Annotated in this window: 19 protein-coding genes; 13 read left to right on the top strand and 6 right to left on the bottom strand. The window is 70.2% G+C overall.

What is annotated here, in order from left to right:
- Positions 1 to 301: 301 nt before the first annotated feature.
- Positions 302 to 1855: an NAD(P)/FAD-dependent oxidoreductase gene (locus NBW84_RS01165; protein WP_250280868.1), complete on the top strand. Its 1554-nt coding sequence runs from the start codon at positions 302 to 304 to the stop codon at positions 1853 to 1855.
- Between the two features lie 317 nt (positions 1856 to 2172).
- Here the strand turns inward: NBW84_RS01165 and NBW84_RS01160 are convergent, their stop codons facing one another.
- The 3 genes from NBW84_RS01160 to NBW84_RS23980 all read right to left on the bottom strand — a co-directional run bounded on the left by NBW84_RS01160 (position 2173) and on the right by NBW84_RS23980 (position 5950).
- On the bottom strand, positions 2173 to 3336 hold the full coding sequence (locus NBW84_RS01160; protein ID WP_250280867.1) for a LuxR C-terminal-related transcriptional regulator: 1164 nt from the start codon (positions 3334 to 3336) through the stop codon (positions 2173 to 2175).
- 750 nt (positions 3337 to 4086) lie between these two features.
- Positions 4087 to 5715: a long-chain fatty acid--CoA ligase gene (locus tag NBW84_RS01155; RefSeq protein WP_445548603.1), complete on the bottom strand. Its 1629-nt coding sequence runs from the start codon at positions 5713 to 5715 to the stop codon at positions 4087 to 4089.
- Between the two features lie 103 nt (positions 5716 to 5818).
- Positions 5819 to 5950, bottom strand: coding sequence for a hypothetical protein (locus NBW84_RS23980; protein ID WP_445548342.1), 132 nt, complete (start codon positions 5948 to 5950; stop codon positions 5819 to 5821).
- Positions 5951 to 6684: 734 nt separating this feature from the next.
- On the opposite strand from NBW84_RS23980, the gene NBW84_RS01150 reads away from it, so the two are divergent.
- The 4 genes from NBW84_RS01150 to NBW84_RS01135 all read left to right on the top strand — a co-directional run bounded on the left by NBW84_RS01150 (position 6685) and on the right by NBW84_RS01135 (position 11467).
- Positions 6685 to 7794 (top strand): LuxR C-terminal-related transcriptional regulator, encoded by a 1110-nt coding sequence (locus tag NBW84_RS01150; protein WP_250280865.1) that lies wholly within the window; start codon positions 6685 to 6687, stop codon positions 7792 to 7794.
- Between the two features lie 78 nt (positions 7795 to 7872).
- Complete coding sequence (locus tag NBW84_RS01145) at positions 7873 to 8853, top strand: zinc-binding dehydrogenase (protein WP_250280863.1); 981 nt, start codon at positions 7873 to 7875, stop codon at positions 8851 to 8853.
- A gap of 30 nt (positions 8854 to 8883) precedes the next feature.
- On the top strand, positions 8884 to 9669 hold the full coding sequence (locus NBW84_RS01140; RefSeq protein WP_250280861.1) for an enoyl-CoA hydratase/isomerase family protein: 786 nt from the start codon (positions 8884 to 8886) through the stop codon (positions 9667 to 9669).
- A 127-nt stretch (positions 9670 to 9796) separates the two neighbouring features.
- Positions 9797 to 11467 (top strand): AMP-binding protein, encoded by a 1671-nt coding sequence (locus NBW84_RS01135; RefSeq protein WP_250280859.1) that lies wholly within the window; start codon positions 9797 to 9799, stop codon positions 11465 to 11467.
- Between the two features lie 133 nt (positions 11468 to 11600).
- Here NBW84_RS01135 and NBW84_RS01130 read toward each other — a convergent pair whose 3' ends face one another.
- Both NBW84_RS01130 and NBW84_RS01125 read right to left on the bottom strand, forming a co-directional pair.
- Positions 11601 to 12092: a MaoC/PaaZ C-terminal domain-containing protein gene (locus tag NBW84_RS01130; protein WP_250280857.1), complete on the bottom strand. Its 492-nt coding sequence runs from the start codon at positions 12090 to 12092 to the stop codon at positions 11601 to 11603.
- A complete protein-coding gene (locus NBW84_RS01125; protein WP_250280855.1) occupies positions 12089 to 12544 on the bottom strand; it encodes an FAS1-like dehydratase domain-containing protein in 456 nt (151 codons plus the stop codon). The genes NBW84_RS01130 and NBW84_RS01125 overlap by 4 nt, the downstream gene beginning before the upstream one ends.
- 188 nt (positions 12545 to 12732) lie before the next feature.
- On the opposite strand from NBW84_RS01125, the gene NBW84_RS01120 reads away from it, so the two are divergent.
- Both NBW84_RS01120 and NBW84_RS01115 read left to right on the top strand, forming a co-directional pair.
- The gene (locus NBW84_RS01120) at positions 12733 to 13908 is read left to right on the top strand and encodes an acyl-CoA dehydrogenase family protein (protein ID WP_250280854.1); all 1176 of its coding nucleotides are present in this window, start codon (positions 12733 to 12735) and stop codon (positions 13906 to 13908) included.
- Complete coding sequence (locus NBW84_RS01115; RefSeq protein WP_445548343.1) at positions 13905 to 15884, top strand: AMP-binding protein; 1980 nt, start codon at positions 13905 to 13907, stop codon at positions 15882 to 15884. The genes NBW84_RS01120 and NBW84_RS01115 overlap by 4 nt, the downstream gene beginning before the upstream one ends.
- Before the next feature lie 55 nt (positions 15885 to 15939).
- On the opposite strand, the gene NBW84_RS01110 is transcribed toward NBW84_RS01115, so the two are convergent.
- Complete coding sequence (locus NBW84_RS01110; protein WP_047223273.1) at positions 15940 to 16710, bottom strand: FadR/GntR family transcriptional regulator; 771 nt, start codon at positions 16708 to 16710, stop codon at positions 15940 to 15942.
- 95 nt (positions 16711 to 16805) lie between these two features.
- Between NBW84_RS01110 and NBW84_RS01105 the strand changes: the two genes are divergently transcribed.
- The 6 genes from NBW84_RS01105 to NBW84_RS01080 all read left to right on the top strand — a co-directional run.
- Positions 16806 to 17924, top strand: a complete 1119-nt coding sequence (locus NBW84_RS01105; RefSeq protein ID WP_250280850.1) for an acyl-CoA dehydrogenase family protein — start codon at positions 16806 to 16808, stop codon at positions 17922 to 17924.
- 73 nt (positions 17925 to 17997) lie between these two features.
- Entirely contained in the window at positions 17998 to 19164 is a 1167-nt protein-coding gene (locus tag NBW84_RS01100; RefSeq protein WP_250280847.1) for an acyl-CoA dehydrogenase family protein, read from the top strand.
- A complete protein-coding gene (locus tag NBW84_RS01095; protein ID WP_250280845.1) occupies positions 19164 to 19913 on the top strand; it encodes an SDR family NAD(P)-dependent oxidoreductase in 750 nt (249 codons plus the stop codon). Before NBW84_RS01100 ends, NBW84_RS01095 begins: the two co-directional genes overlap by 1 nt.
- The gene (locus tag NBW84_RS01090) at positions 19913 to 21115 is read left to right on the top strand and encodes a thiolase family protein (protein WP_250280843.1); all 1203 of its coding nucleotides are present in this window, start codon (positions 19913 to 19915) and stop codon (positions 21113 to 21115) included. Before NBW84_RS01095 ends, NBW84_RS01090 begins: the two co-directional genes overlap by 1 nt.
- Complete coding sequence (locus NBW84_RS01085; protein ID WP_250280842.1) at positions 21112 to 22341, top strand: acetyl-CoA hydrolase/transferase C-terminal domain-containing protein; 1230 nt, start codon at positions 21112 to 21114, stop codon at positions 22339 to 22341. The genes NBW84_RS01090 and NBW84_RS01085 overlap by 4 nt, the downstream gene beginning before the upstream one ends.
- Before the next feature lie 59 nt (positions 22342 to 22400).
- A partial coding sequence (locus NBW84_RS01080; RefSeq protein WP_250280840.1) for a hydroxymethylglutaryl-CoA lyase occupies positions 22401 to 23274 on the top strand: 874 nt, incomplete at its 3' end.

Here is a 23274-nt window from a genome sequence, read left to right as displayed (position 1 = left end):
GCAGCCGCCCGGCCGCACGGGCCGAGTGGGCCCGTGCGGAAGCACCCGGGCGGGCCATGGTGAGACCCGCCGTCCTCCCGCCCACGTGGACTATCTACTCTCTACTCTGGTGAAGATGGAAAGCGTGATCATTGCGGGCAGCGTGGGAACGGTCATCGAAGATGGCGATCCCCGATCAGACCGTGGCCGCTATATCACACCACGTAGCCACCGCGGGCTGGCCAGCGCAGGGTGACCGGCATCGCCGGGTAGCCAGCCGCAGGAATCGTCCCCTTCAGCCATCAAGGAGCCGTTGCATCCCATGACCGAGCTTTCAACGCCGCCCGCGGAACCCGGTCGCGAGATCCTGGTGATAGGCGCCGGTCCAGCGGGTCTGAGCGCGGCCTTCCAGCTGCACAAGTACGGGATCGCCTCCACCATCCTCGAGGCGGACGACCAGGTCGGCGGCATCTCCCGGACGGTCGAGCGCGACGGCTGGCGGTTCGACATCGGCGGCCACCGGTTCTTCACCAAGGTCCGGGCGGTCGAGGAGCTCTGGCACGAGATCCTCGGCGACGCCGACTTCCTGCTGCGGCCGCGCAAGAGCCGGATCTTCTACAACGGCGCCTACTACGACTATCCGATCAGCGCCGGGAACGCGTTGCGCAACCTCGGCCCGGCCGAGGCCGCCCGGTGCGTCGGCTCGTACCTGTGGGCCAGGGCCCGGCCGCCGAAGGATCAGACGGACTACGAGAGCTGGCTGGTCGCCCGGTTCGGCTGGCGTCTCTACCGCACCTTCTTCAAGACCTACACCGAGAAGGTCTGGGGGGTGCCGGTCAGCGAGATGCCGGCCGACTGGGCCGCCCAGCGGGTCAAGAGCCTGTCGCTGGCGAACGCCATCGTCAACGCGGTCTCGCCGCGCCGCAACCAGAAGAAGATCACTTCGCTGATCGAGGAGTTCCAGTACCCCAAGTACGGCCCCGGGATGATGTGGGAGGTCTGCCGCGACAAGGTCACCGCCGCCGGCAGCAAGGTGGTGATGAACACGACCGTGGTGGGCGTCAGGCACGCCGATGGCCGTGCGACGGCGGTCGTCGCACGCGACGGTGACGGGGGAACCACCGTCTACCCCTGTACCGACGTCGTGTCGTCCATGCCGATCTCCGAGCTGATCACGGCGATGGACCCGCCCGTCCCGGCCGCTGTCGCGCGGGCCGCGCGCGACCTGCGCTACCGGGACTTCATCACCGTCGCGCTCGTGGTGCCCGCCGGCAAGGTGCCCTGGGAGGACAACTGGATCTACATCCACGACCCGCAGGTGCGGACCATGCGCATCCAGAACTTCGGTTCCTGGTCGCCGTTCCTGGTCAAGGACGGCCGTAACGTGCTCGGCCTGGAGTACACGGTCTTCGAGAGCGACGCCGCCTGGACGGCCCCCGACGACGAGCTCATCGAACAGGGCAGGCGGGAGCTGGCCAAGCTCGGCCTTGTCGACTACGAGGACGTCGAGGCGGGATATGTGGTCCGCCAGGGCAAGGCGTACCCCATCTACGACGACCGTTACCGGGCGAACGTCGACGTGATCCGCGGCTGGCTCGCCGAGCACGCCACCAACGTCCACCCGGTCGGCCGCAACGGGATGTTCCGGTACAACAACCAGGACCATTCGATGCTCACCGCGATGCTCACCGCCGAGAACATCGCCACCGGCACGGCCCACGACGTCTGGTCGGTCAACGTCGAGGAGGAGTACCACGAGGAGGGCGCGGGTTCCGCGGCCGGCCGGCCGGGCGGTTCCCTCGGGACGGGGCGCGACGCCCCGGTCCTCCCGCGGGCCTCGGTCGACGCCGCGGCGGGCCCGGCGACACGACCGTGACGGCCGGGCAGGCCGTCACCGGGAACCGGGGGAGCCGTCGGCGGGTGCCCGGCGCTCTTAGCGGCCTGCCGATGTCACCGGCAGTGACGCCCCGTCCCTCCCGCGCCCGGATCCCGGGTATGGGAGAGACGCTGCCGGCCGCCTGGGCGCAGCACCCACCGGCCTGATCGGATGATCACGGCTCGTGGTGGTCGCGACGGTGCTGCGGACGGCGTCGGCCCGTCCACACTCCGGTGCGTTGCCGGGCAGGTGTGGTGCGCCGGTCGCCGGTCGCCGGTCGTTCGCCTGTCGCCGGCGCGGCGGCTGTTCCCGGCGGTTCAGGACGCCTCCCGCTCGCCGTGCAGCCAGATCGACACCGCTTCGGTTCGGCTGGCCGCGTTCAGCTTGCGCAGGATGTGCTTGACGTGGGACTTCACGGTCCCCTCGGAGATGATCAACCGGTCGGCGATGCGCGCGTTGGTGTTGCCGGCGGCCATCAGCCTGAGCACGTCGATCTCGCGCCTGGTCAGACGGGAGTCCGTGGGCCAGGGGTCGTCGTGGAGCGGGCGTACGGGCCGGGTGAATCCGTTGGCCATCCCGTACGAGCCGAACCTGATCGGCTCCTCGATGTCGTTCATCGTCGCCGTCAGCCCGGCGGTGTAGCGCAGCATCTCGGTGCGCATCTGGGCCAGGCGGTCGAGAAGGACCGCGCGCTCCAGCGCGTAGCCCAGGCCTTCGGCGAAGATTGCCAGGATGTCCCGGTCGAAGTCGGCGAGCGCGTCGCCGTGGAAGTAGCGGTCGGCGTGCAGGAAGCCGATCACGTGGGAGGAGGCCGTGATCGGTACCGCGACATAGCTCCTGACGCGGGCCGCATCGACCATCGCCCGGTGGACCCGTGTCTCGTCCTGGACGTTGGTGACGATGAGCGGCCGTCTCCGCCGTACGATCTCCGTCTCGAACAAGGGGGGCACGAGCCTCTGTGGATGGTCCTGCCCGGCCTGCGCGATGGCCTGGGCCCATTCCCTGTCCCCCTCGACGTACACCGTCTCGGGTACCCAGATCGACTCGTTGATACGTGACATGACCGCCCGGTCGAACCCCATCGTGCACACGATGCCCGGGGTTGCCTCGATCAGTTCGGATACCGAGGAGAACGGGTGTAATCGACCGAGAGCGTTCTGAACATTACGGATCGTGCTGGAGTGGTGGTGGGCGTGTTCCTCGCGGACGTCGTCGTCGGTGTTCTTCAGCTGGATGAGCAGTGGCAGCAGGTCATCGGCGCCGGCCAGCTGGTCGGCGGTGGCGCGGTCGCCGGCCGCGGCCGCGCACACGCCGTTCCAGACGGTTTCCAGCGCGCTGCTGGCGGCGGGTAAGTCGTTGATCTCCGTGGCGTCGGGCAGATGCTGGGAGCACAGGAGTGTCTGGGCCTTGTCGATGATGGCGAGTACCTCGCTCACCGTCCGGTCGGAGATCGACCCCTGGCGTATGCGGTCGCCGGTCATCGGTCTGCGGTTTCTCCCGTGGCACCTGATATCCCCGGTGGGCACGATGAGCCTCCTCGACTGCCAGGCGCCCAACGCTGGCCGCCTGGCAGATCATAAGTCAAAGTCCGGCCTTGGCACGTTCTGTCGATCTCTGTCGCTCGGCCGTGTTACGGACGCGCCAAACCATACGGCTGACTGGCCCACTGGGTCACCCATGCGAACGCGACCGAGCTTCTTTTCCAAAGAGGGTAGCGTGCACGCCGTACGCAGAAGTACCGATTCGTAGCGGATCCTGCCGAATCAACGGCTTATAAGATCATAAATGTTGCTTGTCGAGTTGATTTTCTTGCTTAAAGTAAGATCACGTTGGACGTGAACGGGCCGTCGCGGTCTCATCGTCCGCTCGCCCTGGGCGAGCCGGGTCATCGGGTCGTCGCCGGGCTTCTCACGACGCGACGTGACACGGTGGAGCCAGCTGCGCGGCTGTTGCACGCGGCCGGCCCGCGACGCATGCCTCTTCCCGTTGCGGCAGAGCCCCGTCCCGGCCTCCCGCGGGCGGCGGGGGAGCGAACGGACAGAGCGGGCGAACGGGGCGGAGCGGGCCGCGGCGCCAGGGATGACCCCTGACACCGCGTGCCCCTGGCCCCGGGACGGGAGGCCCGCCTCACGAGCCCCTGCTTCCCGCCGGCCGTCCCGCCATCTCGGTATATCAGTACTTCACAGGTATACCCGTACCTCGCGGTATACCTGTACTTCACGCTGACGGTGTCAGATGGTCTGCACTGTCAGAAGCTGTTCCGCGTGCTGACGGCGCAGCACCTTCTTGTCGTACTTGCCGGTCGCCGTCAGCGGGACGGCGTCCACGAACGACCAGTTCTCCGGCAGCCACCACTTCGCGACCCGGCCCGTCAGCCAGGCCCGTAGCTCCTCGGCGCTCGCGCTCGCTTCCTCCCGCAGCACCACGACCGCGAGCGGGCGCTCCTGCCACCTCTCGTCGGGCACGCCGATGACGGCGGCCTGGAGCACGTCCGGATGGCCGATGATCGTGTTCTCCAGCTCGACCGAGGAGATCCACTCGCCGCCCGACTTGATGACGTCCTTCGTCCGGTCGGTCAACGTGACGTAGTGCAGGGGGTCGACCCTGCCGATGTCGCCCGTGCGCAGCCAGCCGTCGTGGAACTTCTCCGGGTCGTCGTCGCGGTAGTAGCCCCCGGTGACCCAGGGCCCGCGGACCTCGAGCTCGCCGATCGACTTCCCGTCCGCGGGCAGCTCGACGCCGTTGTCGTCGACGATACGAAGATCCACGCCCGCGATCGGCCTGCCCTGGGTGACCCGGAACCGCATCGTCTCCTCTTCGTCGAGGCCGGCCGGCGGCCGGGCGATCGCCGCCAGCGGCGAGGTCTCCGTCATGCCCCAGGCGTGCAGGATCCGGACGCCGAACTCCTTGTCGAAGGCCTCCATCAACGAGCGCGGCACCGCCGATCCGCCGCACAGCACCAGGCGCAACGAGGACAGGTCGGCCCCAGGGCTGCTCCGCAGGTGGTTGAGGATGTCGTTCCAGATGGTGGGAACGGCCCCCGACACGGTCGGGCGTTCCCGGTCGATGGTCCTGACCAGCGTCGCGGCCTGCAGGAAGGGCCCGGGCAACAGCAGATTGGCACCGCTCATCAGAGCGGCATACGGCAGGCCCCAGGCATTGGCGTGGAACATCGGCACGATGGTGAGAATCGTGTCGTCGGCGTTGATGCTGAAACCCTGCGCGGTGCAGGCGGCCTGCGAATGTAACCACAGCGACCGGTGGCTGTAAACCACTCCCTTGGGGTTGCCCGTCGTGCCACTGGTGTAGCACATCGAAGCCGCGTCGCGTTCGTCAACGGCCGGCCAGCCGAATTCCTCGGACTCGGCGGCAAGGACCTCCTCGTACCGGAGAATCTGCTTACCGGAACCCTCCAGGGCGGCGACGTCCCCGTTGCCGTTCACCAGCACCGTGTGCACGCTGTCTATCTTCGGCAGGGCCCCGGCCAGCAGCGGGATCAGGGAGTCGTCAACGATGATGACCTGGTCCTCGGCGTGGTTGGCGATGTAGGCCACCTGGTCGGCGGCCAGCCGGATGTTCAGCGTGTGCAGCACGGCCCCCATCGCCGGTACGGCCGCGTACGCCTCAAGGTGCTGCTGGTTGCTCCACTGGAAGGTCGCCACCCGCTGGTCCCCGACGACGCCGAGCCGGCGCAGGGCGCCTGCCAGCCGGGCGGCCCGTGCACCGGTCTCCGCGTACGTGACGCGGCCGACCCGGCCGGGCTCGAGCACGGTCCGCGCGCCGTGATCCCCGTGGACCGAGGTGCCGTGCGCCACTATCGAACGCACTGTCAGAGGGAAGTCCTGCATGGTGCTTCGCACAGCGCACATCCTTGTTCGTCAGGCCCGGCTTTGGGCCGCGAGCGGGGACACCACCATGTACGGACCGGCCGGAACGGCTTCGGCAACGGCTGGGCGCACCGGTTCACTCCTCGATCACGATGGCGGGCATCGGGCACAGCGATGCCGCGCGTTGTACGGAAGAACGCAGGCCGTCATCCGGTCGGCTATACAACAATGTCACCTGGTCGGCGTCGTCCGCAAGGTTGAAGAGCATGGGTGCTACAAGCAAGCAAGTAGCAAGCAAGTAGCAAGCAAGTGCCGGGCGAGTGGCGGGCACTGCCCATGCCCGGCACGCAGGTCGTGGTTCACGGAGGCATTCACGATGCCTTCTTCCGGCTTTCTCCTTCTGAAAAGCCCGTCCGTACCGGCGCGGGCTGCCCGCGCGGGTGGCCTCGCGGGCCTGCCCGCACGCCCCTGACCTGCGTCTTCGCGCCGCTCGAGGCCCCGCCCGCGGGCCGATCCCGCGAACCGTCGACAGCGTGGTCCCCTCGGTGGTTCTTTTTTATCGCCGCCGCGTGCTGTCCCAGCTGTCGCCAGACACCCACGATCATGTACTTCGGTGGGCTTGTCTGTCACCGCCGGGAGCCCCTGGCCGCAGAGCCGGGCGGGCCGACGGCGCGCCGGCGCCGGCGGGCGGGCCGCGATGCGACGGGGCAGGGCGGGCGGTCCGGGACGCTCGTCGGCCGCGGCCACCGGTCAGGCCTGACCGGTCAGGTCCAGCTGGTCAGGTCTGACTGGTCAGGCCTGAACCGATCGGCCGGGCCTAGACTTACATGCCACACGCCTCACCGGTTCGGTGCGCAGGCCGGTGCGGTAGGCCCTTACGAACTGGATCTGGCAACGATGACTCCACCGAAGGGAAGAGGCCCCCGGGACGCCGCGGACACGATGGTTCCCGTCGGGGCGCGTCGGCGGCCTGACCTGACGCGTCGTGCGCGTGAACTACTGGTGACAGCCGGTCAGCTGGTCGGAGGCCCGGAGCAGGACGTCGCCCCCCGGCCCGCGGACGGCCTCAGCGGTGTCGACGGGCAGCTCGCGGTCATGGGTGGCCTGCTCCGTGACCGGCTCGTCTCGCCCGCGAAGTACCCGGACGGTGCCTCGCTCGTCAACGTGAGCACGGCGCTGGCGGGGCTGCACACCATCCGCTACGAGATCCACGACTTTCTCGTCCACGAGCGCCTGGAGCGCCTGGACATGCTCGACGCCGGCCTGGCTCAGCTGCGGAAAGTACATGATCCGGACGAGCTGCTGAACCGCGTGTGCGAGTCGGTCGTGCACAGCTGCGGTTTCGACCGGGTGATGCTCTCGCGGGTCGAGGGCTCGGTGTGGCGGCCGTGGAAGAGCTACGCGGTCACCGACCAGGAGGTGGAGCGGACCTTCCGGAAGTGGATCAGTGCCATCCCGGAGATCCCTCTCGACCATCTGCTGCTCGAGAGCGAGATGGTGCGCCGGTGCGAGCCGGCGCTGGTCACCGACGGCGCGCACGACCGGCGGGTCTACCGTCCGCTGCTGGACGCCTCCGAGCTGCGCTCCTATGTCGCGGCGCCGCTCATGCCGACCGGCCGGGTGATCGGGTTCCTGCACGCGGACTACAAGGCCGAGCAGGCGTCCGCCCTCGACCGCGACATCCTGTGGGCCTTCGCCGAGGCGTTCGGGCAGATCTTCGAACGCGCCGTGCTGCTGGCGCGGCTGCGTGACCAGCGCGAGCAGGTGCGCAGCGCGATGCAGACCGTCGAGTCGGTGCTGGACGACCTCGCCGGCGCCGAGATCGATCTCGCCAGCCGGGAGCACGTCACCGCGCTGGCCGCCACCCGGCCCACCAGGATGCTGCACACCGCGCGCTCGTCGAAGATCGAATCTCTTACAGGCCGCGAGCTCGAGGTACTGACGCTGATGGCGACGGGCGCGACGAACAACCGGATCGCCGAGAAACTCGTGATCACCAACGGCACCGTGAAGTCGCATGTGAAGCGCATCCTGCGCAAGCTGGGCGCGGAGAACCGCGCGGAGGCCATCTCCCAGTACCTGCGCCTGACGATCGGCCAGAACCACCTGTAGCGGGGCTGCTTGCGCCCTCGCGGCTCCCGGCACTAGGGTCAAAATGGTCAGACCTTTTCGGGGAGTCCTGGAGGCAGGGTGCGCGCGGTTGTCCTCCACGAGTTCGGCCCGGCGGGCAACCTGCGGCTCACCGACTTCCCCGACCCGCGGCCGGAGCCCGGGTGGGTCACGGTGCGGCTGCGGGCCAGTGCCCTGAACTGGCACGACGTGCTGGTCCGGCAGGGCAGGTACCATTCCCCGCTGCCGCACGTGCCCGGCGCGGACGGCGCGGGCGTGCAGGTGGACACCGGCGAGGAAGTGGTGATCGTGCCCTCGCTGTGGTGGGGCGAGGACGACAGCGCGCCGGGCGCGGCCTGGGAGATCCTCGGCGACCACCGGCCGGGCACCTACGCCGAGCTGGTGCGGGTGCCCGTCGAGTGCGTGGTGCCGAAGCCCGCCGGGCTCAGCTGGCCGCAGGCGGCGGCCCTGCCGCTGGTGGGGCTGACCACCTATCGCGCGCTGTTCACCCGCGGCCGGCTGCGGGCCGGGGAGTCCGCCCTGGTGCTCGGCGCCGGTGGCGGTGTCGCCACGATGGCGGTCGGCCTCGCGGCCGGCATCGGCGCCTCGGTGGTGGTCACCTCGTCCTCGGCCGACAAGATCGATTCTGCCCGGGGGCTCGGGGCCGGCGGTGGCGTGCTCTACACCGAGCCCGACTGGCCATCGGCGGCGAAGGAGCTCTCACCCGCGGGGCAGGGCTTCGACCTCGTGCTGGACTCGGTGGGCACCTGGCAGGAGTCGATCCGGGCGCTGCGGCCGGGCGGCCGGCTGGTGGTCCTCGGCGCGTCGCGCGCGCAGGAGGCGCGCATCGACGTGCGGCACTTCTATTTCGGGCAGTTCGACCTGCTCGGTACCACAATGGGTGGTCCCCGCGACTTCGCCGGGCTGCTGGAGCTGCTGTCGTCCCGGCGGGTGGCGCCCCCGGTCATCGACCGGGTCTTCCCGCTCGACCAGGCCGACCGGGCGCATCAGTACCTCGAGCGGGGCGGCGGGTTCGGCAAGATCGTCCTGACGCAGGACTGAACACCCCGGACCGGGAAGGGACAACAGCCAATGGCAGACAAGCTCGTCCGTTACGAGGTCGACGACCACGGGGTCGCCGTCGTGACGCTGGATCACCCGGAGACCCGCAACGCGCTCAGCGACGAGCTCCTCGACGATCTCCTCGCCGCGCTGGAGGAGGCAAGGAACGACACCGGCGTGCGGGTCGCGGTGCTCACCTCGTCGCATGAGCGGATCTTCTCCGCGGGCGGCAACCTCAAGGCGTTCGCCGACGACCGTCCGACGATCACCAAGTACGCCGGGCTCGACCGCTTCCCGCGCCTGTTCAAGCTGATCGGGGCCCTGGGCAAGCCGGTGATCTGCGCCGCCAACGGTGACGTGCTCGCGGGGGCGTTCGGGCTGGCGCTGGCCTGCGACCTGGTGATCGCGAAGGAGTCGGTCCGGTTCGGCTGTCCGGAGATCAACGTGGGTGCGTTCCCCTTCATGATCTCGGCTCTCATCTACCGCAACGTCGGTCGGCTCAAGGCCAACGAGCTGATGCTGCTCGGTGAGCTCATCAGCGCTTCGGAAGCCCGTGACCTGGGCATTGTGAACGCGGTGGTGCCCGACGCCGAGTTCGGCGACGCTGTGGGCGCCTGGGCGCGCAAGGTGGCGTCGAAGTCCCCGCTGCTGATCAGGCTCGGCAAGGACGCCATCAACGCCACCCGGGACCTCGCGCTCGGCGAGGCGCTGGACGTGCTGCAGGCCCAGCTCGCGCTGGCCTTCACCACCGAGGACCTCGTCGAGGGGGTGCGGGCGTTCCGGGAGAAGCGGGCTCCCGAGTGGAAGATGCGATGATCGTCCGGTTCTGACCCGCCGTCGGCGACCGGTTCCTACTCGTTGCCTTTTTGGTCTAACCATTCTAAGGTTGACTGAAATAGTGTGACTTGAGGCACGGTAGCTGTTGACGACGAGGAAGATCACGATGACGTTCACGACGGTGACGGACCGCTACTCGCACGACGACATCGCCACCTGCTACGCCACCGGTGTATGGCGTGAGGAAACCCTGTCCGACGTCCTGGACGCGCAGGTCTCCCAGCAGCCCGACAAGGTCTTCGTCACGGACGGCAGCACGTCCCTGACCTACCGGGAACTGCGGGACAGCGGGTTACGCCTCGCGGCCGGCCTGCGGCGCCTGGGCATCGGCAGGGGGGACCGCGTCAGCGTCCAGCTCCCCAACTGGGCGGAGTTCACGCAGGCCGTGGTGGCGCTGGCGCGGATCGGCGCCGTCGCGATACCGATCATGCCGATCTACCGGAACGAGGAGGTCGGCTACATCCTGCGCGACGGCGGCGTCCGGGTGGCCATCACCAGCGAGAAGTTCAGGAAGTTCGACTACCTCGACATGTACACCAAGCTCCAGGTCGACAGCCCGGCCCTGGAGAAGATCGTCGTAGTGCGGGGGAGCGGCGCCGGCGAGCGCGACACGGTGATCCCCTTCGAGTCGCTGCTGACGGGCTCCGGCCCGGTGCCCACGGCCGAGGAGATCGGCGCGGGTGCCGGCGCCGACGACCCCTTCGTGATCGTCTACAGCTCGGGCACGACGTCCAGCCCCAAGGGCTGCCTGCACACCTTCAACACCTTCGCCGCCGGCTCGCGGCTGCTCGGCAGGGGCCTCGGCTACCGCCAGTCCGACGTCCAGTTCGGTCCGTCGCCGATAACACACACGACGGGGTTCATCACGAGCCTGCTCATACCGTTGATCTACGGTGCCGCGTCCCATCTGATGGACGTGTGGGAGCCCCGCGCGGGGCTGCGGCAGATCGGCGAGTTCGGCTGTACGGTCGCGGTGACCGCGACGACGTTCCTGCAGATGCTCATCGACGTCTACGACCCCGACCAGCACGATCCCGCCAGCCTGCGGATCTGGGTCTGCGCGGGCGCACCCATACCGGGCCCCTTCGTGGAACAGGCCCGTGACCTGCTGCCGAACTGCCAGATACTGAGCCTCTACGGCCGTACCGAGAACGCCGTGAGCACCATGTGCACGGCGGACGACGACCCGGCCCGTTCGGTCACCTCCGACGGGTCGGCGCTGCCCGGCACCTCGGTCAGGATCGTCGACGAGACGGGCCACGAGGTGCCGCGCGGCCAGGAGGGCGACATCGCCTTCCGCGGGCCCAGCCACATGCTCGGGTACATCAACAACCCCCAGGAGACCGCCGCCCTGTTCACCCCGGACGGCTACTCGCGCTCCGGCGACCTCGGGGTCATGGACGCCGACGGCTATGTCCGGGTGACCGGCCGGCTGAAGGACATCGTCATCCGCGGTGGCATGAACATCAGCGTCCGCCAGGTCGAGGACCTGCTCACCGCCCACCCGGCCATCAGCGACGTCGCGGTCGTCGGGATGCCGGACGAGCGGCTGGGGGAGCGGCTGTGCGGCTACCTCGTGCTCGCCGCGGGGCACGAGCCGCTGACGCTCGAGGACGTACGGACCTATCTGCTCGAGCGGGGGCTGGCCATCCAGAAGGTGCCCGAGCGCCTGGAGACCGTTCCACAGCTGCCGATGACCGCGACGGGCAAGGTCCAGAAGCACGTCCTGCGCACCGACATCGCCGAGAAGCTCAAGGCCGAGAAGCTCGGGGTGTGAGCCGGGGTGCCTCCCGCGGGTCCGGCTCAAAGCCGAGCGGAGACCCGCGGGAGACGCCCCGGTGCCGGCGCGGCGGCCACCGGTGGTGGCCGCCGGCGTGGGTGGGCCGGCGCGGTGCCGGGTCGAGGCGACCTCAGGACGAGGCGACGACGGCCTTCGCGCTGGCCCGTACCACCGTGTCGTCACCCCGGCGCACCGACAGGGCGATCTCGGCGACCGACTCGGCGGCCGGCGCGACGGCCGACTCCGCGTCCGGCCCGTCGGCCGGGCCGGGGCCCGGCCCGTCGATCGCGACGATGCCGACGATTTCGCCGGACAGGCGCAGGACGTCACCCAGGAAAACCGGGGCGACGAAGCGCACCTCGAATTCCCGCAGGTGTTCCACGCCGAGCCAGTCCGACAGCCAGCCGGCCAGTATCCCGGCCTGTAGCTGCCCCATCGAGATGACACCGGGAAAGCCGCTTGAGCGCACGAACTCGGGGTCGTGGTGCAGCGGGTTGAAATCGCCGCCGGCGCCGGCGAAACGCACGATGTCGGTCTGCGTGAGCGGCCCGATCTCCCGGGCCGGATGGGTGTCCCCGACCGCGGCCCGAACGGGCCGCCTGGCCCGGATGGGTTGACTCATGCGCTTTTTCCTCGCTCGATGAGCACGTCCCGCTGCCGGACGACCGGTGTTCCCGTGGCGTCGACATACTCGGTCTCCAGGGTCACGACGCGCATGGAGCCGCCGCGTTTCCCGGCACGGCGTTCGTCACCGACGACGCGGCGCACGGCGCGCAGCGAGTCCCCGGCCCGCAGCGGGCGCAGGTACTGCCAGCGCACCGAGCCCACGACCACGCGCTCGAGGGCCAGGCCGAGCCGGTCGACGAAGGCGCGCTGGTCACGCCAGTGCCCGACGGCGACGACATGGGTCGGGGTGGCCAGCAGATCGTCGAAACCCGCGGCGCGCGCGGCGTCCGCGTCCGTGTGCACGGGGTCCGTGGTGAACGTCGCCCGGGCGAACTCCCAGATCTTGCCGCGCTCGACGTCGAAGGCGACCTCGTCCACGACCGTGCCGACGAGTTTCCCGTCGCTCACCCGTTGTTCCCCGCCGCCGTGAAAGCCGCCACCGTGCGGGTGGCGGCCGCGCGAGCAGTCATCGTACGAGTGGTCATCGTACGAGTGGTCATCGTACGAGCAGTCATCGTACGAGTGGTCATCGTGAAAACCCCTTTTCGGTCTGACCTATAGTACCATCGCATCAATCGCGGATGAGGGGTGCAAGCATGGATCTTGCGGACTCGCCAGGGGAACGACACTTCCGCACCGAGGTCCGGGAATGGCTGGCGACGGCACTTCCGCGCCTTCCCTGGCCGGAGCCGGCCGATCTGGTCGAGAAGCTTCCGTTCTGGCAGCAGTGGCAACGTCTGCTGTTCGACGCCGGTTATGCCGGGCTGTCGTGGCCGAAGGAGTACGGCGGCGGTGGCGCCGACGCGAAAATACGCGCGATCTTCACCGAGGAGGCCGACCGCGCCGGCGTCCCCGAACGGCTGAACATCATCGGTGAGGATCTCGCCGGCCCGACGATCATCGAGTTCGGCACGGACGAGCAGAAGGAACGCTTCCTGCGGCCGATCCTCACCGGCGAGGAGATCTGGTGCCAGCTCTTCTCCGAGCCGGAGGCCGGCTCGGACCTGGCGTCGTTGCGGACCAGGGCGACCAGGGCTGACGGCGGCTGGCGGCTGCAGGGCCAGAAGATCTGGACCAGCCGGGCGCACCTCGCCGCCAACGGCATCCTGCTCGCGCGCACCGGCGGCGGGCCGCGCCACAAGGGCATCACCTACTTCCTGCTGCCGATGGACGCCGACGGCGTCACCATCCGCCCGCTCGCGCACATGCTGGGTGAGGCCGAGTTCAACGAGGTCTTCCTCGACGACGTCTTCGTCCCGGACGACCGGGTCGTCGGCGAGGTGGACGGCGGCTGGCGGGTCGCGATGGCCACGCTGTCCTACGAGCGGGTCGCCATCGCCACCGGCCGGGTGAACACCAAGCGCGCCGTCGACGACATCATCACCGACATCAGCCAGCGCACCGGCGACGACGGGCGCCCGCTGGGGGCGGACCCGGCGGTCCGCCAGAAGGTCGCCGACCTCTACGGGCGCGCCCTGATCCACTATCTCATCGGCCAGCGGGTGGTCACGCTCGCCGCCGCCGACGGCCCGCCCGGGCCGGTCACCTCGATCGGCAAGCTCTACTTCTGCCCGCTCGTCGAGGACCTGGCGGACTTCCGGCTCTCCCTGGAGCCGCTGGGCGGCCAGTTCTCCCCGGACGACAAGGAACTGGACAGCACGCGCTGGCTCCGGCTGGCCTACCAGGCCCGCGGCACCGCGATCGCCGGCGGATCCACCTTCATCCAGCGCAACATCGTCGCCGAGCGTATCCTCAACATGCCCCGGAGCTGACCGTGACCGAGCACACTGGGACCGAGCACACCGGGACCGGGTACACCTGGACCCCCACCTCCGAGTACATCGAGAACGCCAACGTCACCCGGCTGGCGCGGGCACACGGCCTGTCGTCACTGGCCGAGCTGCGCGAGCGCTCGGTGCGCGACATCGGCTGGTACTGGGACGCCGTGGTCAAGGACCTGGGCCTGCCCTTCCGCACGCCGTACTCGCGGGTGGTCGACCTCTCCGCGGGCATCGAGCATCCCGACTGGTTCGTGGGCGGCGAGCTCAACATCGTCGACGCCTGCCTGGGGCGCTGGGACGGCGACGAGCAGGTCGCGAACCGGCCGGCCGTCATCCACGCGGCCGAGGACGGCACGACCACGACGGTGACCTACCGTGAGCTCACCCGGCAGGTGGAGCGGGTCAGTGCCGGCTTGCGCCGGCTCGGGATCGGCAGGGGCGACGCGGTCGCCCTGTTCCTGCCGATGATCCCCGAGGCCGTCGTCGCCTCCTACGCGGCCGCCCGCATCGGCGCGGTCCTGGTGCCGCTGTTCTCCGGGTTCGCGCCTTCGGCCATCGCCTCCCGTATCCAGGACGCCGACGCCAAGGCGGTCATCGTCGCCGACGGCACCGTCCGGCGCCGCCGCGCGGTGGCCATGAAACCGCTGCTCGACGAGGCGCTGCGGTCCTGCCCGACGGTGGAGCACGTCGTCGTCGTCGGCAACCTCGACGACGCCCCGGAGATCTCCGCGACCAGGGATGTCCGGTGGAGCGACCTGCTCACCGGCCCGGATGGCGCTGGCGAGGCCGAGGCGCTGCGGGCGACCGACACCCTGCTGCTGGCGTACACCTCCGGGACGACGGGCCGGCCCAAGGGTGCCGTCCACACCCATGCCGGCTTCCTGGTGAAGGTGGCCAGCGAGGTCGCCTACTCCTTCGACGTCGGCCCGGGGGGCGTGTTCTGCTGGGTGACCGACATGGGCTGGATCATGGGCCCGTTGTCGATCTTCGGGACGCACGCCAACGGCGCGACGCTGCTGCTCTACGAGGGCTCGCCCGACGTGCCCGACACCAACCGCCTGTGGGACCTGGTGGACCGCCACCGCGTCACCATGCTCGGGGTCTCGCCGACGCTGATCCGCACGCTGCGCTCCAGCGAGAAGATCTCGCTGGACGGCTTCGACCTGTCGTCGGTGCGCGTGCTCGGCTCGACGGGCGAGCCCTGGGACCCCGACTCCTACGAGTGGCTGGCCAGGGACGTCTTCGGCGGGCGGGTCCCGGTCATCAACTTCTCGGGCGGCACCGAGGTCGGCGGATCCTTCCTCGCGCCGTACCCGGTCGAGCCCATCCGCAGCTGTTCGCTGGGCGGCCCGTCGCTGGGCATGGACGTCGACGTGGTCGACGACCGGGCGCAGCCGGTGCGCGGCGAGGTCGGCGAGCTGGTGTGCCGGCAGCCGTGGCCGGCGATGACGCGCGGGGTGTGGCGGGACGAGGCCCGCTATCTGGAGGCGTACTGGTCGACCTTCCCCGGCCTGTGGCGCCACGGCGACTTCGCCCTGGTCGACAAGGACGGGCAGTGGTTCATCCTGGGCCGCTCCGATGACGTCATGAACGTGGCGGGCAAGCGGCTGGCACCGGCGGAGGTCGAATCGGTCATGATCACCCATCCGGCGGTGGCCGAGGCGGCGGCGGTCGGCGTCCCGGACCCGAAGAAGGGCGAGGCCGTCTGGGCGTTCTGGGTCCCCCGTCCGGACGCGACCGAGGACGTCTCGGCGCAGCTGCGGGAGATGGTCGCGGCCGAGCTCGGCAAGCCCTTCGCCCCGGGGCTGGTCCGGCGGGTGTCGCAACTGCCCAAGACGCGGTCGGCGAAGATACTGCGGCGCGCGGTGCGGGCGGCGGCCCTGGGCCGGGATCCCGGGGACCTCTCCGGCGCGGAGAACCCGGACGCGGTGGAGGAGATCCGCGCGGCGGTCGGGCTGGACGCCTGAGCCCGGTATGGACCGGTGTGTGACGACGGGGCCGTGGCAGGCTGACGAGAGCCTGTCACGCCCCGTTGTTGGGAACCGATATCTCGGTGCGTTCCTCGACCTCGAGGACCGCCTGGGCGTAGGAGTGGACGTGACGGTTCATCCGGCGTACCGCGGCCTCGGGGTCCCGCGCGCGAATGGCCCTGGTGATGGACACGTGCGCCTTCGCCGCCAGCCGTCGCACCTCGTCGTTGATGAACCGCTCGTTCTCGGTGGCCGTGTAGATCGCCCGCGACAGGGCGGTCATGAGGCCGATCAGCAACTCGTTGTGGCTGGCGGTGGCCACGCCCACGTGCCAGTCGACGTTGGCCTGCAGGAACGCCGCCAGCGTGCTGCCGGTGTCGGCGATGGCCTCGTTGGCGGCATCGAGCACCTTCAGGTCGTCCTCCGTGCGGTACCGGGCGGCGAGCTGGGCGCAGAACGGCTCGATGGCCTCGCGGGTCTCCAGCAGCGCGGCCAGCCGGATCTGCTGGCCTCTGATCACCAGGCTCACCGAGGTCTCGACCGCGTCCTTGCTCGGCCGCTGGACAAAGGCGCCACCGGCCCGACCGGCCTTGATCCGGACCAGGCCCTGAACCTCAAGGATGCGCAGGGCCTCCCGGACGGTTGAACGGCTCATCCGGGTCTGCGTGACCAGCTCACGCTCTGGTGGAAGCGGTGTGTCCTCGGTGAACTCGCCGGTGAGGATGCGCTCGCGAAGCTCGTTCGCCAGCACGTCCGATGCCTTGGGGACCTCCATGGGAGCGAGCCGGATCGCCGATCGATCCTTCTTCAACGCGTCGGCCATGTGATTCTCTCTATCGATGGTCTATTGGTCAGACCTAAGTTACCATCCGAACATCGTGCACAGGGCAGTCATGGACGAGCATTACAGGAGCGGGCATGCGGTGGGATCTGGCCGACGAGCAGGAGATGTTCCGGGACTCGTTGGGCGAGTGGCTGGACCGTTTCGCCCCCGCCGATACCGTGCACGGCTGGCTCGGCGCCGGTGACGCCGCCACGTTCGAGGGGCTTCTCGTCTCGGACGGCTGGCTGGCCGTGGGGTTCGCGCAGGAGTACGGCGGCCAGGGCGGTGGCCTGCTGGAGCTCGCGCTCACGGCCGAGCGGCTGGGGCGGCACAGCGCACCGTCCAGCGCGTGGACGGCGTCGGTGCTCGCCGTCGAGGCGCTGACCGTCCTGCCGGAGCGGGCCGCCGCGGTGCTCACCGACGGCAGCTTCGCGGCTCTTGCCGTGGACGCCGACAGGCCGCCGGACGAGCCCGGCCCGGTCGTCGAGGTGGGGGCCGGCCGGGCCGGCCTGGACGGCGGGGACGGTGGGGACGGCGGGGTCCTGCGCGGCACCGTGCGGTCGGTGCTCGGCGCGGACCGCGCCCGGCAGCTGATCGTCCCGGCGGGCACGGCCGCGGGGCGGGCGTTGTTTCTGGTCGACGCCGGCACCGAGGGGGTGGGGATCAGGGCCCGTGAACTGCTGGACCGCAGCCGCTCGGTGGCGGACGTGGATCTCGCCGACGTCCCCGCCCGGCGGCTGGGCGCCGACGCCGAGCGGGTGCTCGCCCAGGCCGCGCTGCGGGCGGCCGTTCTCGTCGCCGCCGACAGCCTCGGGGCCGCGGAGCGCATGCTGCGTCTCGCGGTGGAGTACAGCAAGCAGCGGCGGCAGTTCGGGGTCCCGATCGGCTCGTTCCAGGCGGTGAAGCACGCGGCCGCCTCCATCCTGGTCGCGGTCGAGGCCGCCCGCTCCGTCGTCTACTTCGCCGCGGTGTCCGTGGACCAGGGGCACGAGGACGCGGCGCTGCACGCGGCGACCGCGAAGGCGCAGGTCACGGCCGCCGGTGAGCAGGCGGCCGACAGCGCGCTGACCATGCACGGCGCCATCGGCTACACCTGGGAGCACGAGCTGCAGCTCGCCTACAAGCGGGCGAAGCTGAACAAACGGCTCTTCGGCGCGCCGGGCGTGTGGAACGAGCGGCTGGCCGCGGCGCTGCCGCTGCTGCCCGTCGCCTGATACAACTTTTTGGTCTGTCCTTTGATACAATCAATCCAAAATCTGTCGTGCCTGGCCGAACAGGAGGCCTGCCGTGGACTTCGACCTGACAGAGGACCAGGCGACGATCCGCAAAGCCGTCGCCGAGCTCGCGAGCAAGTTTGACGACCAGTACTGGTTGGAGAAGGACTCCGCACACGAGTTCCCGACCGAGTTCTACGACGCGTTCGCCAAGGGCGGCTGGTTAGGGATCACCACGCCCGAGGAGTACGGCGGTCACGGCCTCGGCATCACCGAGGCGTCGATCCTGCTTGAGGAGGTGTCGGCAGCCGGCGGCGGCATGAACGCCGCGAGCTCGATGCACCTGTCGATCTTCGGGATGCACCCGGTCATCGTCCACGGCTCGGACGAGCTCAAGCAGCGCAACCTGCCCCGCATCGTCAACGGTGACCTGCACGTGTGCTTCGGGGTCACCGAGCCGGGCGCGGGGCTCGACACCACGCGCATCACCACGTTCGCCCGCCGGGACGGCGACCACTACGTGGTCAACGGGCGCAAGGTGTGGATCTCCAAGGCGCTGGAGTCCGAGAAGGTCCTCCTGCTCACCCGGACGACCAGGTACGAGGACGTGCAGAAGAAGACCGACGGCATGACCCTCTTCCTGACCAGCCTCGACCGCAACGCGGTCGACATCCGGCCGATCAGGAAGATGGGGCGCAACGCGGTCAGCTCGAACGAGCTCTTCATCGACGACCTGCGCGTTCCGGTGGAGGACCGGGTCGGCGAGGAGGGCGCGGGGTTCCGCTACCTGCTGGACGGGCTGAACCCGGAGCGGATGCTGATAGCCGCCGAGGCGCTCGGGCTGGGCCGCGCCGCGCTGCGGCAGGCCGTCCGCTACGGCAACGAGCGCGAGGTGTTCGGCCGTCCCATCGGCAAGAACCAGGGCCTGCAGTTCCCGCTGGCCGACTCGCTGGCCCACCTCGACGCGGCCGAACTGGTGCTGCGCAAGGCGACCTGGCTCTACGACCAGGGCAAGCCCTGCGCCCGGGAGGCGAACACCGCCAAGTACCTGTGCGCCGACGCCGGTTTCCAGGCGGCCGACCGGGCGCTGCAGACGCACGGCGGCATGGGCTACTCCGAGGAGTACCCCGTCGCGCGCTACTTCCGGGAGGCGCGGCTGCTGCGGATCGCCCCGATCAGCCAGGAAATGGTCCTGAACTATCTCGGCCCACACGTTCTCGGTCTGCCCAGGAGCTACTGATGTTCGGTTTGCACGGCCGCTCGGCACTGGTGACGGGGGCGGGCAGCGGGATCGGGGCGGCGGTCGCGGAGGCGTTCGCGGCCGCGGGTGCCGCGGTCCTCGTCTCCGACATCGACGAACAGGCGGCGAAGTCGGTGGCGGAACGCATCCGCGCCACCGGGGGCACGACGGACTCCTTCGCCCTCGACGTCCGCGACGGCACGGCCGCCGCCGAGGCCGCCCGGCGCGCGGCGGCGCTCGCCGGCGGCACCCTGCACATCCTGGTCAACAACGCCGGCGCGATCGCACCGGCGATGTTCCCCGACCTCACCCAGGAGGCGTTCCGCCGGATCATCGACATCCACCTGGTCGGCAGCTTCGTGTGCAGCCAGGCCGCCCTGCCGTACCTGCCCGAGGACGGCAGCGGGCGCATCATCAACGTGACCTCGGCCGCGGGGCTGCAGGGCACGATCGGGCAGGCCAACTACGGGGCGGCGAAGGCCGGCATCATCGGCCTGACGAAGTCGCTGGCCAAGGAGCTCGCGCGGCGCAACGTCACGGTCAACGCGCTGGCCCCGCTGGCGGCCACACCCATGACGCAGAACATCCGCAGCAACGAGAAGCTGGCGAGCAAGACGCTGGCGAGAATCCCGCTCGGCCGCTGGGCGCAGCCGGCGGAGATCGCCGGCAGTTTCGTGTTCTTCGCCTCCGACGCGGCCGCGTACATCACGGGCCAGGTGCTGCCCGTCGACGGTGGAACGGTGATGTGATGACCAGGACGACCACGAGCCCCTTCCTGCGCACCGGCCGCGAGGTGCTGATAGCGGAGGCCGTCCGCACACCCATCGGCAGGTCGCACCCGGAGCGGGGCTGGTACCGCGACACCCACCCCAACGCGATTCTCGCCGCCTGTTACACCGAGCTGATCGCCCGTAGCGGTATCGCTCCCGACGTGGTCGAGGACCTCGTCATCGGCTGTACGGCGCCCTTCGGCGAGCAGTCGCGCAACATAGGGCGCAACGCCTGGCTGCAGGCCGGCTACCCGCCGGAGGTGCCCGCCGTCACCCTCGACCGGCGCTGCGGGTCGGCGCAGACCGCGCTCGCCATGGCGGCCGCGCTGATCGGCTCCGGCACGCACGACGTGGTCATCGCCGGCGGCGTCGAGCACATGGGGCACGTCCCCATCAACTCGCCGGGCAGGATCTCCGAGCTCTACGGCGACCCGTGGCCGCTTCAGCTGCGCGACCGGTACTCCTTCGTCCACCAGGGCGAGAGCGCCGAGCTGATCGCGGACCGCTGGCAGATCAGCCGCACGGAGATGGACGAGTTCGCGGTGCGCTCGCACCAGCTGGCCGTCGCGGCGGTCGACGAGGGCCGCTTCGCCGCCGAGATGGTGCCCCTGGAACTGGCGGGGGAGACCCGTAGCAGCGACCAGAGCATCCGGCCGGGCACCAACCTGGAGACGCTGGCCGGCCTGAAGCCCTCCTTCCGCCCGGAGGACGGGCGCATCACGGCCGGCAGCTCGTCACCGATCTCCGACGGCGCCGCCGCCGTGCTGCTCGCCTCCCGCCCGGCCGCGCAGCGTCACGGCCTGAAGGTCCGGGCCCGCGTCCTCGACCAGACCACGGTCGGGGTCGACCCGGTCATCATGCTGACCGGCCCCATCCCCGCGACGCGCAAGCTGCTCGAGCGCAACGGGCTCACGATCGACGACATCGACCTGATCGAGATCAACGAGGCGTTCAGCTCCGTGGTGCTCGCCTGGGAACGCGAGCTCAAGCCCGACATGGACCGGGTCAACGTCAACGGCGGGGCCATCGCGCTCGGGCATCCCGTCGGCGCCACCGGCTCGCGCCTGACCGCCACGATCCTCGCCGAGCTGCAGCGGCGCGACGCCGAGCTCGGCCTGATCACGATGTGCTGCGGCGGCGGGCTCGGCACCGCCACCCTGGTGCAGCGGCTCGACGGATGATCGATCTCACGAGGTACCTGGCGCCGGGTGCCGGCGTCTGGTGGGGCCAGGCGAGCGCCGAGCCGCAGCCGCTGGTGCACGCGCTGCTCGACCAGATCGGCCGGCTCGGCCCGCGGCGCGCCTTCTGCGGGCTGAGCTGGGACGAGCGGCTCACCCGGGAGCTGCCCGAGGCGCTGCGCCTGGTCTCCTACGGCGGTCTGGGCGAGTTACGGGTGCTCAGCCGCGCCGGGCGCCTCGACGTGCTGCCGTGCCACTACTCCGCCCTGCCGCGGATGTTCGCCGAGGGGCATCTGCCCCGCGATGTCGGCTTCGTCCAGGTCTCGCCGCCGGACGCCGACGGCACCTGCTCGCTCGGCATCGGCGTGGACTACGCCGCCGACGCCGTGGCGCACACCCCCGTGCTGATCGCCGAGATCAACCAGCGGATGCCGGCGACCGTCGGCACGCCACGCATCCCGCTGCGCCGGTTCGCGGCCGTGGTGGAGACCGACCGTCCGCTGCGGCAGGCGCCCGAACGCCCGCCGGACAGCACGGACCAGGCCATCGCGCGCAACGTCGCGCAGCTCGTCGAGGACGGGAACACCCTCCAGATGGGTGTCGGCCCGCTCCCGTCCGCGGTCCTCGATGGCCTTGTCGGCCACCGGGACCTCGGCTTCCACTCCGGGATGATCTCCGATGGCATCCTGCGCCTGGTCGACAAGGGCGTGCTGACCGGGGCGCGCAAGGAGATCGACCGGGGTGTCATCGTCACCGGCGCGGCGCTCGGCAGCACCGAGCTGTACGAGCGGCTGGCCGGCCTGCCGGTCGAGTTCCGCCCCGCCAGCTACACGCACGCCCCGGCGACGCTGGCCCAGCTGCGTTCGCTGGTGTCGGTCAACTCGGCCATCGAGGTCGACCTGACCGGGCAGGTCGGAGCCGAGGTACGCCGCGGCGTCCTGATCGGGGCGGTCGGCGGCCAGGTCGACTTCTCGCGGGCGGCGGCACTGACCGGGACCCGTTCCATCATCGCGCTGCGCGCGCGCTCCGGGGATCGGTCCACGATCAGGCCGGCTCTTCAGGCGGGCGTGGTGACGACCTCCCGGTCGGACGTGGACGTGGTCGTGACGGAGTACGGCGCCGCGCACCTGCGCGGCTGCGGCCTCGCGGAACGAGCCCGGCGCCTGATCGCCATCGCCGCGCCGGAGCATCAGGAAGCCCTCGAGCGGGCCGCCCTGGAGAAGTCCTGAAGCAGCCGGGTAAGGCCCGCGGCGAAGCGGGCCGCACAGAACGGAGAGGAGCCCGAACAATGAGCACGCACCGCCCCGACCATGTGCACATCCGGGAGGTCGGCCCACGGGACGGTTTCCAGAACGAACCGGAACGCATCGCCACCGACAACAAGGTCCGGCTCATCAACGCCCTGGGCCGGGCCGGCTTCAAACGGATCGAGGTGGCCAGCTTCGTCCGCCCGGACGTGATCCCGCAGCTTGCCGACGGCGTGCAGGTGCTGGAGAGCATCGACGTGCCCGACGACGTGTCGCTCATGGTCCTCGTCCCGAACAGCAGGGGGCTGGACAACGCGCTGAAGGTGCGCCACCTCTTCCACGAGGTCGCGGTCTTCGTGTCCGCGTCGGAGACGCACAACAAGAAGAACGTCAACCGCACCGTCGACGAGACGATGGCCGACAACGACGTCATGGTCGGCCGGATCCGGGCGGAGGGGCTGAAGTGCGCCGCCGTCATCGCGACGTCCTTCGGCTGCCCGTACGAGGGCAGGATCGAGCTGAAGCGGGTGCTGGACCTCGCGGAGCGGTTCGCCGAGGCGGGGGCGACCGAGATCGGCTTCGGTGACACCACCGGGATGGCCAACCCCGCGTACGCCGGCGAGTTCTTCACCGCGGCGCTCGAGCGGCTGCCCGGGACCGAGGTCACCGCCCACTTCCACAACACGCGGGGGCAGGGGCTGGCCAACGCGTTCGCCGCGCTGGAAGCCGGCTGCGCCAGCTTCGAGTCGAGCTTCGGCGAACTCGGCGGCTGCCCCGTCCCGGCCGGGTCGACCGGCAACATCGCCACCGAGGACCTGGTGAGCATGTTCCACGAGATGGGCGTGGCCACCGGCCTGTCGCTGCCCGCGATCATCGAGGCGGCCCGCGAGGCGCAGTCGGTGCTCGGCCGCACCC

Origin of the sequence: Protofrankia sp. CiP1_Cm_nod2, from assembly GCF_920664355.1 — a bacterium.
GTDB lineage: Bacteria > Actinomycetota > Actinomycetes > Frankiales > Frankiaceae > Protofrankia.
Note: the sequence above shows the minus strand (reverse complement) of the source record. Positions and strands in the feature narration are given on the sequence as shown.

Bases quoted from the DNA above. Each gene is read 5' to 3' on its own strand.
- NBW84_RS01165 (WP_250280868.1), top strand. From the start codon at position 302: ATGACCGAGCTTTCAACGCCGCCCGCGGAACCCGGTCGCGAGATCCTG.
- NBW84_RS01160 (WP_250280867.1), bottom strand. From the start codon at position 3,336: ATGACCGGCGACCGCATACGCCAGGGGTCGATCTCCGACCGGACGGTG.
- NBW84_RS23980 (WP_445548342.1), bottom strand. From the start codon at position 5,950: ATGCTCTTCAACCTTGCGGACGACGCCGACCAGGTGACATTGTTGTAT.
- NBW84_RS01140 (WP_250280861.1), top strand. From the start codon at position 8,884: ATGGCAGACAAGCTCGTCCGTTACGAGGTCGACGACCACGGGGTCGCC.
- NBW84_RS01135 (WP_250280859.1), top strand. From the start codon at position 9,797: ATGACGTTCACGACGGTGACGGACCGCTACTCGCACGACGACATCGCC.
- NBW84_RS01130 (WP_250280857.1), bottom strand. From the start codon at position 12,092: ATGAGTCAACCCATCCGGGCCAGGCGGCCCGTTCGGGCCGCGGTCGGG.
- NBW84_RS01120 (WP_250280854.1), top strand. From the start codon at position 12,733: ATGGATCTTGCGGACTCGCCAGGGGAACGACACTTCCGCACCGAGGTC.
- NBW84_RS01110 (WP_047223273.1), bottom strand. From the start codon at position 16,710: ATGGCCGACGCGTTGAAGAAGGATCGATCGGCGATCCGGCTCGCTCCC.
- NBW84_RS01105 (WP_250280850.1), top strand. From the start codon at position 16,806: ATGCGGTGGGATCTGGCCGACGAGCAGGAGATGTTCCGGGACTCGTTG.
- NBW84_RS01095 (WP_250280845.1), top strand. From the start codon at position 19,164: ATGTTCGGTTTGCACGGCCGCTCGGCACTGGTGACGGGGGCGGGCAGC.
- NBW84_RS01090 (WP_250280843.1), top strand. From the start codon at position 19,913: ATGACCAGGACGACCACGAGCCCCTTCCTGCGCACCGGCCGCGAGGTG.
- NBW84_RS01085 (WP_250280842.1), top strand. From the start codon at position 21,112: ATGATCGATCTCACGAGGTACCTGGCGCCGGGTGCCGGCGTCTGGTGG.